The 15,218-nt window shown below is 71.4% G+C and carries 12 protein-coding genes; 7 read left to right on the forward strand and 5 right to left on the reverse strand.

Features of this window, described 5'->3' with window-relative positions:
* Positions 1 to 669 precede the first annotated feature (669 nt).
* Positions 670 to 4,659: a hypothetical protein gene (locus CLV67_RS51765; RefSeq protein ID WP_170153774.1), complete on the forward strand. Its 3,990-nt coding sequence runs from the start codon at positions 670 to 672 to the stop codon at positions 4,657 to 4,659.
* A gap of 91 nt (positions 4,660 to 4,750) precedes the next feature.
* Positions 4,751 to 6,199: an RNB domain-containing ribonuclease gene (locus CLV67_RS09160; protein WP_106316741.1), complete on the forward strand. Its 1,449-nt coding sequence runs from the start codon at positions 4,751 to 4,753 to the stop codon at positions 6,197 to 6,199.
* 96 nt (positions 6,200 to 6,295) lie between these two features.
* On the opposite strand, the gene panB is transcribed toward CLV67_RS09160, so the two are convergent.
* Both panB and CLV67_RS09170 read right to left on the reverse strand, forming a co-directional pair.
* Positions 6,296 to 7,126 carry a 3-methyl-2-oxobutanoate hydroxymethyltransferase gene (panB, locus tag CLV67_RS09165; RefSeq protein ID WP_106316742.1) on the reverse strand — a complete coding sequence of 277 codons (831 nt, stop codon included), beginning with the start codon at positions 7,124 to 7,126 and terminating at the stop codon, positions 6,296 to 6,298.
* A 62-nt stretch (positions 7,127 to 7,188) separates the two neighbouring features.
* Positions 7,189 to 8,931, reverse strand: coding sequence for an NAD+ synthase (locus CLV67_RS09170; protein ID WP_106316743.1), 1,743 nt, complete (start codon positions 8,929 to 8,931; stop codon positions 7,189 to 7,191).
* A 112-nt stretch (positions 8,932 to 9,043) separates the two neighbouring features.
* On the opposite strand from CLV67_RS09170, the gene glnA reads away from it, so the two are divergent.
* Positions 9,044 to 10,396, forward strand: coding sequence for a type I glutamate--ammonia ligase (glnA, locus tag CLV67_RS09175; protein WP_106316744.1), 1,353 nt, complete (start codon positions 9,044 to 9,046; stop codon positions 10,394 to 10,396).
* 781 nt (positions 10,397 to 11,177) lie between these two features.
* Here the strand turns inward: glnA and CLV67_RS09180 are convergent.
* Positions 11,178 to 11,918, reverse strand: coding sequence for a hypothetical protein (locus tag CLV67_RS09180; protein WP_106316745.1), 741 nt, complete (start codon positions 11,916 to 11,918; stop codon positions 11,178 to 11,180).
* A 158-nt stretch (positions 11,919 to 12,076) separates the two neighbouring features.
* On the opposite strand from CLV67_RS09180, the gene CLV67_RS50990 reads away from it, so the two are divergent.
* Together CLV67_RS50990 and CLV67_RS09185 are read left to right on the forward strand one after the other, a co-directional pair.
* A complete protein-coding gene (locus CLV67_RS50990) occupies positions 12,077 to 12,283 on the forward strand; it encodes a helix-turn-helix domain-containing protein (protein ID WP_146169029.1) in 207 nt (68 codons plus the stop codon).
* Between the two features lie 27 nt (positions 12,284 to 12,310).
* Entirely contained in the window at positions 12,311 to 12,757 is a 447-nt protein-coding gene (locus CLV67_RS09185) for a transposase (protein WP_146169030.1), read from the forward strand.
* A gap of 59 nt (positions 12,758 to 12,816) precedes the next feature.
* Here the strand turns inward: CLV67_RS09185 and CLV67_RS09190 are convergent, their stop codons facing one another.
* Complete coding sequence (locus tag CLV67_RS09190) at positions 12,817 to 13,452, reverse strand: RNA polymerase sigma factor (RefSeq protein WP_106316746.1); 636 nt, start codon at positions 13,450 to 13,452, stop codon at positions 12,817 to 12,819.
* Between the two features lie 163 nt (positions 13,453 to 13,615).
* Between CLV67_RS09190 and CLV67_RS09195 the strand changes: the two genes are divergently transcribed.
* Both CLV67_RS09195 and CLV67_RS09200 read left to right on the forward strand, forming a co-directional pair.
* Entirely contained in the window at positions 13,616 to 14,041 is a 426-nt protein-coding gene (locus CLV67_RS09195) for a DUF350 domain-containing protein (RefSeq protein WP_106316747.1), read from the forward strand.
* A 68-nt stretch (positions 14,042 to 14,109) separates the two neighbouring features.
* Positions 14,110 to 14,802 carry a helix-turn-helix transcriptional regulator gene (locus tag CLV67_RS09200; RefSeq protein ID WP_106316748.1) on the forward strand — a complete coding sequence of 231 codons (693 nt, stop codon included), beginning with the start codon at positions 14,110 to 14,112 and terminating at the stop codon, positions 14,800 to 14,802.
* Between the two features lie 14 nt (positions 14,803 to 14,816).
* Here the strand turns inward: CLV67_RS09200 and CLV67_RS09205 are convergent, their stop codons facing one another.
* On the reverse strand, positions 14,817 to 15,185 hold the full coding sequence (locus CLV67_RS09205; protein WP_106316749.1) for a VOC family protein: 369 nt from the start codon (positions 15,183 to 15,185) through the stop codon (positions 14,817 to 14,819).
* Positions 15,186 to 15,218 lie beyond the last annotated feature (33 nt).

Below are 15,218 nucleotides of genomic sequence, written 5' to 3' on the forward strand. Positions count from 1 at the left end.
AGGGCCGAGAGTGCGGGTGGCGTCGCCCGGCCCAAGGCGGGGACCGCCAAGGTCGCGGCGCAGCGGACCGGGGGACGGGCGTCCGCGGAGGCCGCCGGCCCGAAGAAGGCAGTTGTCGCTGCCGGTAAGCCGGTCCGTGTGGTCGCTGCTCGGGTGGCGACGGCTGAGAAGGCCGCGGCGACCGGTAAAGGACGTAGCGGCACGGCGGCGGTAGCTGCCAAAGGTCGCACCACCCCAGCTGCCGCACCCGCCAAAGGCCGGGCCGTCGCGGCTGCGGCACCCGGAAGCCGGAGTGCCGCCGGGCGGTCAACGGCGGTTGCGGCATCGAAGCCGGCCGCTGCGACGGGTCGGGCCTCGGTCTCGGTATCCGCGGGTAAAGCCACGGCCGGCGGGTCGGGAACCGCGAAGGCCGGCCGGGCGAGCCGCAGCGCCGCGACGGGTGAGGGTGGTGCGCCCGCTACCGCGTTGACCGGCCGGGCGCCCGCTGGAGCGAAAGCCGCGGCCGGCAGGAGCCGGTCCGCGGTGAGCGCTGCAGGGAAGAGCGCTCCAGCTGCTGGCAAGGGGATCCGGACCGCACCGGGGAGTGTCGCAGCGGCGGCCGCCAAGACCGTTACGTTGACCAAGCCGGCCAGGAGTGTCGCCGCTAGGACGGCGGTCAAAGCCGCGCCTGTGGCGAAGCGGGCAGCGGGCAACACCGCTTCCAAGGCTGTGAAGGGCGTGACCGGCTCGGCCGCCGGTAAGGCTGTGAAGGGCGTGACCGGCACGGCCGCCGGTAAGGCTGTGAAAGGCGCGACCGGCACGGCCGCCGGTAAGTCTTCGAGGGGTGTGGCCGGCACGGCCGTCAGTAGCGGCCGGGCCGCCGGCAAGGTCTCCGCGACGGGTAGGGCGGCCAAGAGCGCGGTCGTGGTGCCGATCCGGTCCACGGGCGGGAAGGCCGCGGCGAGCGGGAAGGCGGCTTCCCGCGGTGGGCGTGCCGGTGGGGCGCGGCGTGTCGCGGCGGCCACGAGCAACCTGCCGAAGAACCAGGTGACCGTCTCGACCGGTGACGCCGGGAACTGGGACGAGGCCGCTCAAGGGCGTGCGAGCGACTACCTGGCCGCGCGGATGCGTCCGGACCAGGTCGGCTCCGGGGGGCAGTCCGAATTCGACGAGAACGCCGACACCGGTGCGCCGCAGGACATCTCCTTCGTGGGCGGATGGTTCCCACCGCACCGCGGGCCCGTACAACCGAATGAAGAATCGGACCAGTGGGGTGCCGACCGGCCCGATCTGGAAGCGATCGGCAGCGATGACACCGAGTCGGACGAGTCCGACGACGAGGATCTTCCCGAGTACACCGGTCCGGCGGACGCCGTCGAGTCGGGCTGGGTCTCGACGCTGGCTCGGGTCTCGAGCATGGATGGACGCGACCTGGACGGGGACGGGGACGACGACGCCGAATCGGTAGACGGCCCGGACGGCGAAGCCGAGGACGATGACCTCCGGCAGCCGATCGAGGCGGCGACCGGGGGTTCGGCGCTCGGCCTGCCCGACGACTCCGGTGCGGACGACGCCGAGGGCGACTACGACTACGACGACGACGAGAACGACTACGACGAAGACGACGATGCCGAAGCCCAGCTGGACGAGGGTCTCGACGAAGAGGCGATCGAGCCGGTGCCGGCCGTTGCCGCGAGCGGAACGCCTGCGGCCGGTAAGCGGGATGACGCGTCCCTGGGCACGGGACGCCGTGCCGCGGCCGCTTCGGAGGACGACCGGTTCGACGAGGACGAGATCGCTGAGGACGTCGCGGCCGAGCTCGACGAGGTGACAGACCAGCCGGCCGTGACTCCGGCGCGACGAGGTACCCGTACGGGGACCGCCGCTGGCCGGGCAGGGGTATCGGCGGGCGCTGCCAAGGTCACGGCGCCCAAGAAGACGGCCACCAAGACCGCTACCAAGACAGCCGCTACCAAGACAGCCGCTACCAAGACAGCCGCTACCAAGACAGCCGCTACCAAGACAGCCGCGACCCGGGCCGCCGCGACGAAGACGGCTGTGGCGGGCAAGGCGACGGCGGGTAGGGCGGCCGCCAAGGCTGCGGAGGCCGCGACCACGGCGGCCAAGGCTGCGGAGGTCGCTACGACGGCGGCCAAGGCCGCGGGGGCGGCAGCTACCGCGATCAAGGCCACCGACGGTCGACGCGCTGCACGGACTGAGGGGACCTCGGCGACCACCGGTACGCGAGGGACGGCTGCTGGACGGGGTGCGAAGGCGAGCACGGGACGTACCGCCGCCACCAGGACGACCAGGGCCACGGCCGGGAGCAGGACGGAGACCGGCATCGCGGAATCCGCCGGCCGGAAGGCCACAGCTGCCAAGGCGACGGGCACGAAGGTGGCCGGCACCAAGGCGACGGCTGCTGGTTCGTCTTCCCGGAGTGTGGCGGGTAAGGCGACGGCTGCGGGGGCGGCCAAGGCCACCGCTGGCGGCAGGGCGGCAGGGGCCAAGGCAGCGGGCGCCAAGGCGGCCGGAGCCAAGACCCTCGTTGACAGCGCTGCGGGTAAAGCGGCCGGAAGGACGGCCGGTACCAGGGCGACGGCCGGCAGGGCGACGGCCGGCAGTGCGGCGGCCAAGGCACGAGGTACCGGCGCGGCTGGGACGAAGGCGTCAGCGCCGAAGAAGGCTGCGGCGGGAAGCGCGACGACGACCACGGCGGCCAGGAAGACCGCGAGCAAGGCTGCGGCCGGCAGCGGGGCGGCCAAGGCTGCCGCGGGTACGGGGGCGATGGCCGGTAAGACGGCCGGGACCGCGCGAACAGCGGCGAAGGCCGGGACGCGGGCTGGGACCGCGGGGACGGCTGTGAAGGCTGCGGCTGGGAAGGCTACGGCTGGGAAAGCGGCGGCTGGGAAAGCGGCGACCTCGTCGGGTGCGGGTGCCAAGGTGGCGGTCGGCAAGGCTGCGAGTGCCAAGGCGGCGGCCAGCAAGGTGGCGGTCGGCAAGGCTGCGGGAGCCAGGGCTACGGGCGCGGCTGCCGGGGTCACTGCGGCGAAGGCTGCGGGAACGGGCAAGGCGGCGACCGCCAGGAAGGCGGCTGCCAAGACTGCTGGGGACGCTGCTGCCGGCACGGGCCGCGGCACCGGGGCGAAGGCGGCTTCGACCAAGGCAGCCGGTACTCGTGCCGTCGCGGGGCGGGGTGCCGCTAAGAACACTGCCGGCGGTACGAAGGTGACGGCCGCGGGCACTGGGGCGAAGAGAACTGCGGGCGGGACCGCCGGTGTCGGTGCAGGCCGGAGCTCCGGAGTGAAGACAGCCGGCGGAACCGGTGCTGCGAAGAAGACGGCGGCCAAGGTAACGGCGGGTTCGGCAGCGGCCGGTACGGGCCGGATGGCCACATCCGGTAAGGCCACGTCGGCGAAGGCTGCCCCGGTCAAGGCAGCGCCGGTCAAGGCGGCGGGGCGGGGGACCGCTGCGAAGGGTGCCGCCGCGAAGGCCGCCGGACGTGGGTCCGCGCCGGCAAAGACCGCCGGGACCGGGTCGGGTGCCGCGAAGACCGTTGGACGTGGTTCCGCAACTGCGAAGACCGCTGGATCGGGTTCCGCGGTGGCCAAGGCCGCTGGAATCGGAGCGGCGGGCAAAGCCGCGAAGAAGGCGGCCGGAAAAGCAGCGGCGACCCGCGCGCCGGGGGCGGGATCGACCGCTACCAGGGCCACGGGAGCCGGGGCTGCTGCCGGGAAGTCCGCCGGGGTCAAGGCCGTGGGCACCAAGGCGACGGCGACGAAGGCCGTGGGGACCAAGGCGTCGGCCACCAAGGGCACGACGGCGCGGACGGCCACTGCGAGATCAGCAGGTACCGGGGCGCGGAGCACCGGAACGATCGCGAGGGCCACCGCGGCCGGAGCGAAGGCGACAGGAACAAGGACGACCGGAACGAAGGCCGCCGGGGCGAAGGCCGCTGGAACGAAGGCGACCGGGGCGAAGGCGACCGCAACAAAGGCGACCGGGACGAAGGCGACCGGGACGAAGGCGACCGGGGCGAAAGCCGTCGGAGCGCTGACGAAGCCGACCGGCGCCGCAGCCGCGAAGGTGGCCAAGGCGACCGCGAAAGCAGCCGGAGCCGCAGCGAAGGCGGCCGGCGCGGCAGCGGAGGCGGCCGGTGCCGCGGCGAAGGCTGCGGGAGCTGCCGCGACGGTCAGCGGGACGACGGCGTCGACCCGGGGCGCCGCGGGCAGGGCAAGCGGCGGGAACAGCGGCACGGGCCGGACCGCCACCGGCAAGGCCGCGGCGAGCAGGACGGCGGCGAGCAGGTCGACCGCGTCCCAGAGCACCGCGGCCAAGGCTGCCAACGCCAAGTCGTCGCCCGCGCGGGCGACGGGTGGCAAAGCGGCGGCCGGCGCCGGAAACGCCGGCAAAGCGGCGACCGGCGCAAGCGGGGCCAAGGCGGCAACCGGCAAAGCGGCAACCGGCAAGGCGGCGACCGGCACCGGGAACGCCGGCAAGGCGGCAACCGGCAAGGCGGCGGCCGGCACCGGGAACGGGGCCAAGGCCACGCGGGGCGGGCGGAGTTCCGGGGTGAACGCGGGTGCTTCCAGCCGTACGCCGGGAAGTGCTCGAACCGCTCGTGGCGCCGCCAAGAGCGAGCCGGTTCAGGCGTCGCGTGCGGTGGCACGCCGTCGCTGACAGTGACCGTAGCGCGCTGCCGGGTGTCCTCACCCGGCAGCGCGCAACGGGTGGCGGGCGGGCGCCGGGTGCGGGCTGGTAGGAATGAGCCGTGCCGATCAAACGGGTGGTGGCGCCGCAGATCGACTTCTCGGGGCTGCGGCGGGAGCTGGGGTTGCCGGACGAGTTCCCGGAGGCGGTGCTCGCTGAGGCGGGAGACGCGGCCGGTGGGACGCGGCTGCCTGAGCGGGATCTGACGGGGATCGAGTTCGTGACGATCGATCCGGCCACGTCGCGGGATCTCGATCAGGCCATGCACCTGAGCCGGCGGGCCGGTGGTGGCTATCGGGTTCACTACGCGATCGCCGATGTGGCCGCCTATGTGCGGCCGGGTGGGCCGCTGGAGGCGGAGAGCTGGGTTCGGGGGCAGACCATCTATCTGCCGGACGGGCGGGTTCCGCTGCATCCGCCGGTGCTCAGTGAGGATGCGGTCAGTCTGCTGCCGGACGGCGAGCGGGCGGCTGTCGTGTGGACGATCGATCTGGACGGTGACGGGGAGACCGTGACCGTCCGCCTGGAGCGGGCGCGGGTGCGCAGCCGGGCGAAACTGGACTACGCCGGGGTGCAGCGGCAGATCGACGCGGGGAACGCGCCGGAGATGCTGACGCTGCTGCCGGAGATCGGCGGGCTGCTCGCGCGGCGGGCCTCGGATCGGGGTGCGGTCAACCTTCCGCTGCCGTCGCAGGAGGTCGAGCGGGACAGCAGCGGGTGGCGGCTGGTGCTGCGGGCGCCGCTGGCAATCGAGGAGCACAACGCGCAGATCTCGCTGCTCACCGGCATGGCCGCGGCGCGGATCATGCTGGACGGTGGGATCGGCCTGCTACGGACCATGCCCGCGCCGAAGCCGGAGGCGGTGGAGAAGCTGCGGGCGGCGGCCGGGCCGCTCGGCATTCCGTGGCCGGACGGGGCGCGGGTCGGTGCGGTCGTGGCGGCCGTCGACCCGGCGGATCCGCGGGGCGCGGCGTTCCTCGACCAGGCGGCCGAGCTGCTGCGCGGCGCGGCCTACACGGCGTTCGGTGTCCCCACGCAGGCCGGAGAGGACCGCGGCGCCAAGGCTGACCCGGACAAGACGCACGGCGGGGTCGGGGCGCCCTATGCGCACGTAACGGCACCGCTGCGGCGACTTGCCGATCGCTACGCGACCGAGATGAGCCTTTCGCTGTACGAGGGAAGCGCGATCCCCGACTGGGCGGCGCAGGCTCTGCCGCGCCTGCCGAAGGCGATGTCGACCACGGACCGGGTCGCCGGCGCCGCCGACCGGGGTGCCATCGACCTGGCCGAGGCCATCCTGCTGCAGGGCCGGGTCGGCGAGATGTTCGAGGCGGCCGTGCTGGACCGGGACGAGGCGAACGGGAAGCGGCCGGCCGGCGGGACCATCGCCCTCGACGAGCCGGCGGTGCGCGCCAAGTGTGTCGGTGACCTGCCGCTCGGCCAGCGGATCCGGGTCCGGCTCACGGCCGCGGACCCGGTCAGCCGCACGGTCGGGTTCGAGCGGGCCTGAGCGGGCCGCCCGTCAGGTGCCACGTGGCGGTCCGGCGGGTGGTGCCATGACGGGACGGGGTCCGCTGCGGTTGAGCGCCGCGGACCCCGTACGAAATCAGAAGGTGTGTTCTGCCGCGGGGAACTCGCCGTTGCGCACTTCGTCGGCGAACTGCCGCGTGGCTTCGGTGAGAGCGCCGGCCAGGTCGGCGTAGCGCTTCACGAAGCGCGGCGCCTTGCCGGTGCGCAGTCCGGCCATGTCCTGCCAGACCAGCACCTGAGCATCGGTGTCGGGGCCTGCGCCGATGCCGACCGTGGGGATCGGCAGCTCCTTGGTGATCTGCTTGGAGACCTCGCCGGGCACCATCTCCAGGACCACGGCGAACGCGCCCGCGTCGGCGACCGCCCGGGCGTCCGAGATGACCTCAGCACCCTCGTTCTCCCGGCCCTGGACGCGGTATCCGCCGATGGCGTGCTCGCGCTGCGGGGTGAAACCGATGTGTGCCATCACCGGGATGCCGGCGCCGGTGATCGCCTCGATCTGCGGTGCCATCCGGCGGCCGCCCTCCAGCTTGACCGCGTGGCAGCCGCCCTCCTTCATGAACCGGACGGCGGTGCGCAGCGCCTGGGTGGGGCCCTCCTCGTAGCTGCCGAACGGCAGGTCGCCGACGATCAGCGCGGTCTTGGTGGCCCGGACCACCGCGCGGACCAGCGGCAACAGTTCGTCGACGGTGACCGGGACGGTCGTCTCGTAGCCGTAGACGTTGTTGGCCGCCGAGTCGCCGACCAACAGGACCGGCACCCCGGACTGGTCGAAGATCTGCGCGGTGTACATGTCGTAGGACGTGAGCATCGGCCAGCGGTCACCGCGGACCTTGGCGTTGAGCAGGTCACGGGTGCGGACCCGGCGGGTCGGCGGGCCACCGTACAGGGTGGGGATCTCAGACATGGCGCTTCTCCTCCCTCGAGGCCGCGCGAGTGCGGTCCCCGGGTCCGCACATCGTTACACCTTCACAGGCCTTCGCGAAACAAGTTGGTAATGGGGAGGCGACGATCACGGCCGAACGCCTTGCCGGAGATCTTGGTGCCGGGCGCGGACTGACGCCGTTTGTACTCCGCGAGGTCGATCATGCGGAGCGTGCGGTCGACCAGCGCCGGATCGTTGCCGGCCGCGATCAGCTCGTCGCGGCCCAGGTCGCGGTCGACGTACCCCTTGATGATCGGGTCGAGGATCTCGTAGTCGGGCAGCGAGTCGGAGTCCTTCTGGTCCGGGCGCAGCTCGGCGCTCGGCGCCTTCGTGATCGAGTTCTCCGGGATCGGGGGTGTTCCGGGCTGGGTGTTCCGCCACCGTGCGAGCTGCCACACCATGGTCTTCGGCACATCCTTGAGCGGGTTGAAGCCGCCGACCGAGTCGCCGTAGAGGGTCGAGTAGCCGACCGCCAGCTCGCTCTTGTTGCCGGTGGTCAGGACGAGGTGCCCCTCCTGGTTGGAGAGCGCCATCAGGATCACGCCGCGGACCCGGGCCTGCAGGTTCTCCACCGCCAGGCCGGACAGCGACATGTTCGCCAGGAACGAGTCGACCATCGCCTGGATCGGCTCGGTGCGGTAGTCGAGGCCGGTGCGCTTGGCCAGGTCGGCCGCGTCGTCCTTGGAGTGGCCGGAGGAGAAGCCGCTGGGCAGCGAGACGCCGACCACCCGCTCGGGGCCGAGGGCGTCGACGGCGATCGCGGCGACGACAGCCGAGTCGATGCCGCCGGAGAGCCCGAAGATCACCGAGGGGAAGCGGTTCTTGTTCACGTAGTCGCGCAGACCGAGCACCAGGGCGGACCAGATCTCCGCCTCGTCCTCGACCCGGTCCGCGATGCCGCCGCTCTTCCTCTCCGCGCGCGGGGGCAGAGCGGCGTCGATCGTGGCGTGGCTGATCCGCATCCCGTCCCCGTGCTCCGGGGCCGGTGCGTCATCGCCGGCGAGCGGCAGGTCGAGATCGTGGACCAGCATCTCCTCGGTGAACTGGCCGGTGCGGGCGAGCAGCTCCCCGGACGACGAGACGATCATCGAGTCGCCGTCGAAGACCAGCTCGTCCTGCCCGCCGACCATGTTCACGAACGCGACCGTGGCACCCGCCTCGACGGCCCGCCGCTGGACCAGCGCGAGCCGGACGTCGTCCTTGTTCAGCTCGTACGGCGAGGCGTTGATGTTGACGACCAGGCCGACCCCGGCCCGCCGGGCGGCGGTGAACGGCCCGCCGGCCTGCCAGATGTCCTCGCACACGGTCAGAGCCACGTCCACCCCGCCGAGCCGGACCACGGTGAGCGTGTCGCCGGCCTCGAAGTAGCGGTCCTCGTCGAAGACGCCGTAGTTGGGCAGGTGGTGCTTGAAGTAGGTGGCGACCACCTCACCGCGGTGCAGCAGCGCGGACGCGTCGCGCCGCCCGACCCCCGGCGTCGCGTCGGCGCTGATCGCGGGCGGGCCGTCGGCGTCCACGTAACCGACCACGACGGCGAGCTCGCCCAGGCCGTCGGCGGCCAGGTCGGCGGCGAGCGTGCGCAGCGCCCGCTGCGAGGCCTCGACGAACGAGTTACGGAAGACCAGGTCCTCGATGGGGTAGCCGGTCAGCATCATCTCGGGGAACGCGACGAGGTGCGCGCCCGCGCCGGCCGCCGTGCGGGACCAGCGGCGGACCGACTCCGCGTTGCCGCGAATGTCACCGACTGTCGAGTTCACCTGAGCGAGGGCGATGCGCAACGTGGGCATGACCCTCATTCTTCCCCCAACCCGGCCCTTTGGATCCTGACCCGGGCCGACGTCACAGGGGATGGTCAGCGTAGTCTCGCACTCGGTAGGTGGACTCGGACGAGGGGTGGCAGTGGACCGACAGCAGGAGTTCGTGCTTCGCACGCTCGAGGAGCGCGACATCCGTTTCGTCCGGCTCTGGTTCACCGATGTGCTGGGCACGCTGAAGAGCGTGTCGGTCGCCCCGGCCGAGCTGGAGTCCGCCTTCGAGGAGGGCATCGGCATCGACGGCTCGGCGATCGAGGGCTTCGCGCGGGTCTACGAGTCCGACATGGTCGCCATGCCCGACCCGACCACCTTCCAGGTGTTCCCGTTCGAGGGCGGGGTCAGCGGCGAGAGCGCCAGGATGTTCTGCGACATCCTGCTCCCCGACGGCAGCGCCGCCTGGGCCGACCCGCGCCACGTGCTGCGCCGGGCGCTGGCCAAGGCAGCCGAGAAGGGCTTCACCTTCTACACCCACCCCGAGGTCGAGTTCTTCCTGATCCAGGACGGCGCCAACGACGGCTCGGTGCCGATCCCGGTCGACACCGGCGGTTACTTCGACCACACCACCCACGCGGTGGCCCGCGACTTCCGCCGGCAGGCCGTGCTTGCCCTGGAGCGGATCGGCATCTCGGTCGAGTTCAGCCACCACGAGGTCGCGCCCGGCCAGCAGGAGATCGACCTGCGCTATGCGGACGCGCTCACCACGGCCGACAACATCATGACGTTCCGGCACGTGGTCAAGGAGGTGGCGCTGTCGCAGGGCGTCAAGGCCACCTTCATGCCGAAGCCGTACACCGACCAGCCCGGCTCCGGCATGCACACCCACCTGTCGCTGTTCGAGGGCGAGCGCAACGTCTTCTACGACAGCGAGGACCCGCAGAAGCTGTCCAAGACGGCGCGGTCGTTCATCGCCGGTCTGCTGGTGCACGCCCGTGAGTACACCGCTGTCACCAACCAGTGGGTCAACTCGTACAAGCGGCTCTTCCCGCTGCAGCTTCCGGACCGGATCACCGAGTCCCCGGCGTTCGTCAGCTGGGGCCACCTGAACCGGTCGGCCCTGGTCCGCGTCCCGGCGTTCGGCAAGCCCAACTCAGCGCGCGTCGAGGTCCGCTCGATCGACTCGGCCGCCAACCCGTACCTGGCGTTCGCGGTCATGCTCGGCGCGGGCCTCAAGGGCATCGAAGAGGGATACGAGCTGCCCGCCGGCGCCGAGGACGACGTGTGGTCGCTGTCACCGGCCGAGCGCAAGGCCGCCGGCTACGAGGCGCTCCCGGAGAACCTGTCCGAGGCGATCGACGTGATGTCCGGCTCCGAGCTGATCGCCGAGGTGCTCGGCGAGCACGTCTTCGACTTCTTCCTGCGCAACAAGCGCCAGGAGTGGGAGCAGTTCCGCCGCGAGGTCACCCCCTACGAGCGCCAGCGCTACCTCGGCGCCCTGTAAAAGCGAAGCCTGTCGTACGAACCGAGGCCGGTGGGGGGCACCCCGCCGGCCTCGGTTCCGTTCAGGCTGGGATGCCAAGCCGATTCTTTAGATCCGCATGGATAGTGTCTTTGAGGCTTACCGCTCTCGCGTAGTCCAAGTCCGCGATCGACAAAACGTAGAACGAGAGCGGGCCATCTGCGACAAGCTGCGTTATGAATGTCGATACCTCTCCATTCGGGCCTGAGAAATGCAGAAACCCGCCTTCTGATCGGATGACGGTTCCGTTGGCGGCAGCGATCGCGAGCCTGGCATTGGCGGCAATGTTGTCCGCTCCCCACCGGATAGCCCACGCCCATCCTTGTGCGATCGTGGGCGCCGATGCCCTGTCCGGAGGTTCGGTGGTGTCGCTAGCGGTGCAGGGAGTCCCATCTTTTTCGACCATCAAAGCCCTCCGCAACATCAATTGTTCAGATGAGCATGAACCGTTCTTTCCGGTGGCCGCGGTCAGACTTCGAGATGGTCCATCCAACGGATTACCGGGTCAACTCGCATGCCACCGTCTTGAATGGGCAATCGAGTGGCGGGCGTCTGTGGGCCGTTCATGCGGGTTGAGACAGCGCGGGTGGTTGCGCAGGAGCCGGTTGAGGCGCCAGGCGGCGGCGGTGTCCGAGCCGCCACCGCCTGGCTTCGGCGCAACTACCGGCCGCGGGGCGGGGGCGGCCCATACACCGGTAGCTGAACCGTCAAAGGCACCCGGCGGACCGCCCGTTCCCCAGATCCGGTCCGCCGGGTGCCGGCTTCATCTGCGCGGCTCCCAGCTGCTGTTCCTGCTGGTGCTCGCGCTCGGCCGAGGCCGTGGCGACCACTGGTCGCCACCGTCCGGCCGCTGCTGCTCGTAGTCGTCGTCCCGGTAGTCGTGTTCCGGGCGCGTGCTGCTGCTCGCGGGGCGCGGCCGGCTGCCGCAGAACCGCTCGACCCGGTCTCGGTCGTCGTCCCCGGCCCGTTCCACCAGCTCGCCGTACCGGCCGTCGGCCAGGAAACGCCTGCGGTCGTCCCGGTTGTGGCGGCTGAAGTCCCGGCAGAGCTCGGCGACCCGGTCCGGCCGCGCCGATGCCGAGGCCGATGGCCGGGGCGTGGTGGGGGCGACCGGGGTGGCGTTCCTAGGCGTGATCGGTCTGGTGGCCGGAGCGGAGAAGGCGGGCTGGTGCTCGGCCGTGTTCTCGGCCAGCGAGCGGGTGTTCGCGGTCAGGGCGACCCCGCCGAGCGTCGCCGACGTGCCGAGCGCGACCGCCGCGACCTTGAGGGTCAGCAGCCGGGCCAGCGTCGACCGGACGATCGAGGGGCGGCGGCGGGCCGCGGGGGAGTGCGTGGCCGTCCGGAACGCCGCCAGCGCGGCGGCCTCCCCGGCGAGTTCCCGATCGGTGCCGGGTGCGGTCGCCGCGGCGAGCACCTCGTCGAGCGGGTGCCCGGTCCGGTCGCCGCGCAGCAGGCGGTCCGCGGTCCTCCGGTCCATCGGGCTCCACTCCTCGGGGCTGGTCATCTGAAACCTTCGGTGCATCCTCCGGCTTGCCGGCCGGAGAGGAAACGGAATGCCCTGCGTAGCAGGATGGAAGTAGCCGATTCGCCGCCAAAACGAAGCGAAGTCGGGGGTGACGTCCCGCCGGGCCTGCGATCGTACGGGTGTTCTATCCTGTGTGGATGGGGGCGATCGTGGAGCGGGGGTTCAGGTTCCGCTTCTACCCGACTCCAGCCCAGGCCGAGTTGTTGACACGGACGTTTGGCTGTGTGCGGTTGGTGTACAACCTGGGGTTGCAGGCCCGCCGCGATGCCGGGGAGCAGCGGCAGGACAAAATCGGCTACGGTGCGACTTCGGCCATGTTGACCACCTGGAAGAAAACGCCCTAGTACACGTTTTTGAACGAGGTGTCGTGTGTGCCGTTGCAACAGGCGTTGCGACACCTGGATACCGCCTACACGAAATTCTTCAAACGCGAGTGCCGGTTCCCGCGGTTCAAATCCCGGAAGCGGTCGCGGCGGTCGGCGGAATTCACCGCGAGTGCTTTCACGTTCCGGAATGGTGAGTTGCGGCTGGCGAAGCTGACGGACACACCGCTGAAGGTGGTGTGGTCGCGGCAGATCCCGGATGGTGCCGTGCCGTCGACGGTTACGGTCAGCCAGGATCGGGCCGGTCGCTGGTTCGTGTCGCTGCGTGTCGAGGTCCCCGCCACCACTGCCCCATCCGCGGCGACGGCGGTCGGGATTGATGCCGGAGTCAACCGGCTGCTGACCTTGTCCGACGCCGGGCTGGCGGTGACGGCCTGTGGAGCTGATGTCAGACCTCAACGGGGAACCTCCTCCCGGGCAGGCAATCGGCGATGAAGCAGGAAAGACTCTGGGGCGACCCAGTGGAATCCGCGTCCCTTCAGAGCGGGGAGATGTCAACTCACCTCCTTCAGCGCCGCGGCCGCCGAAGTTGTCACCGTGGTGGTCCATGAGGCCGGTCTCCGGGGTTCGGGCGGGCGTTGTGGCGCCTGCTGGGCGAGCCTGGCGGCCAACTGCTTCAACCCCCGATAGGCGGCGGTACGGACAGCGCCCGCCCGCCGTCCGAGGATCTTCCCGGTGGCGCGCGCGTCGAGGCCGACCACCACCCGGAGCATCACCGCCTCGGCCTGTTCCGGCGGCAGCGTCGCGATCAGCGCGAGCGCCGCGTCGGTGGTGACCAGTTCCATCGCGCGGTCGGCGGTGTCGTCGCCGGCGCTCAGCTCGGTCAGGAACTCGACCGGGGCGCTCGTCTGCGGCCGGCGGCGCTGGGCCCGGAGCAGGTCCATGGCCCGGTGCCGCGCGATGGTGGCGGTCCAGCCCCGGAACCCGTCCCAGTCGCCGGAGAACGCACCCAGGTCGCGGGCGATCTGCAGCCAGGCCTCGGAGGCGACGTCCTCGGCGTCCTCTCCGACCAGCACCCGCAGGTAACGCAACAGCGCCGGCTGCTGGGTGCGGTAGAGCAGGCGGAACGCCGTGTCGTCACCCGACTGCGCCGCCAGCACCACGGCGTCGAGGCCCTCCGGTGCCACCATCCAACGACCTCCGCGCCTCGCTCCGCCCTCACACCGCATGCGGGCTCCCCTGGTACAGCGCACGTTTACGTAAAAACGTCACCGCGGCTCCGGTAGTCCGATCGACTCGGTAGATCGGCTCCGATACGGTCTTGTGCGGACCACATATGACGAGGGAGAAGACGTGCTGGAGGATCTGCTTGAGGGTGCCGGGCGCAGCATAGTGTTCGGCGGCATCGGCATCGGGTTGATGGCCGTCGGGTTCGTTCTGATCGACGTGCTGACGCCGGGCAAGCTGCGGGATCTGATCTGGGTGGAGCGCAACCCGAACGCGGCGCTACTGCTGGCGGCCAATCAGCTGGGCATCGCCGCCATCGTCTTCACCTCGATCTTCACCACCTACGAGTCGTTCGGGCAGGGACTGGCCTCCACCGCCCTGTTCGGCATCATCGGGATCGGCATCATGGGCCTGGCCTTCCTGGTGCTGGACTGGCTGACCCCGGGCAAGCTGGGCGAGGTCATCTGTACCCAGGACCGCCACCCGGGTGCCCTGGTCAGCGCCGCGTCGCATTTCGGGGCGGCCCTGATCGTCTGCGCCTGCATCTCCTGACGGGCCGGGCCGTGGCGGGGCCACCCGCCACGGCCGTTCTGTCGTACCCCCGGTCTAGCGTTCGCGGGGTGAACCGTACCGATCGGCTGTACGCCCTCGTCGAGGAGCTGAGGGCGGTCGCGCCGCGTCCGCGCAGCGCCCGCTGGCTGGCGCAGCGCTTCGAGGTGAGCGTGCGCACGGTGGAGCGCGACATCTCCGCGCTCCAGCAGTCCGGCACCCCGGTCTACGCCGAGACCGGCCGCACCGGCGGCTACTGCCTGGACCGCACGCACACGCTGCCACCGGTCAACCTCACGCCCGAGGAGGCGGTCGCCATGGCGCTGGCGCTGCGCAGCATGGCCGGCACACCGTTCCGCCAGCCGGCGGCGAGCGCGCTGCGCAAGGTGCTGGCCGCGATGCGCCCGGAGGACGTGGCGGCGGCCCGCGAGCTGGCCGACCGCATCCAGCTGGCCGGTGACGTGCCGGCGGCCGCCCTGCCGCGTCTGGGCGGCGGCGCACTGCCGCTGGGCTGCGTGCTGCGGATCGGATATGCCGACCGGCACGGCGCCGAGACGTATCGCGAGATCGAGCCGCTGGGCTACGTCGGGGTCCGCGACCGGTGGTATCTGATCGCCTGGTGCCGGTTGCGCCACTCGGTGCGGGTCTTCCGGCCGGACCGGATCACCTCGGTGACCCCGACCCGCGAGACGGTGCGGCCCCGATCACTGGACGAAGCCGGTGTGGACATCCCACACCGGCTCCGCCCGCTGACCCTGACCTGAGCTGATCCGGCGCCTCAGGCGGCCGGCGGGGTGAACACCTGGAACTGGTTGCCCGACGGGTCGAGCAGGTGCGCGATGACGATCCCGCTCGGCGTGCTCCGCTTGATCAGCACCTTGCCGCCGGTCGCCTCGGCCTGCTCGCAGGTGGCGTCGACGTCGGCCACCAGCACCGAGAAGACGGCGTGGTTCGGGCTCTCGCCGCGGGTGTCGGCGAGCCCGCCCTGCAGACCATCCTCGGCCGGGGTGGTGATGATGCGGTACGCGGCTCCGGCCGCCTCGTCGTCGGCGAAGGTCCACCCGAACACCTCACCGTAAAAGCGTGCGGCCTGCTCCGGCTGGTCGGAGCCGATCTGGAACCAGGCGATCCCGTTGACTGCGGACATGCTCATCTCCCTCGTGGATTCGTGACTCACCAC

Origin of the sequence: Actinoplanes italicus (assembly GCF_003001815.1) — a bacterium.
GTDB lineage: Bacteria > Actinomycetota > Actinomycetes > Mycobacteriales > Micromonosporaceae > Actinoplanes > Actinoplanes italicus.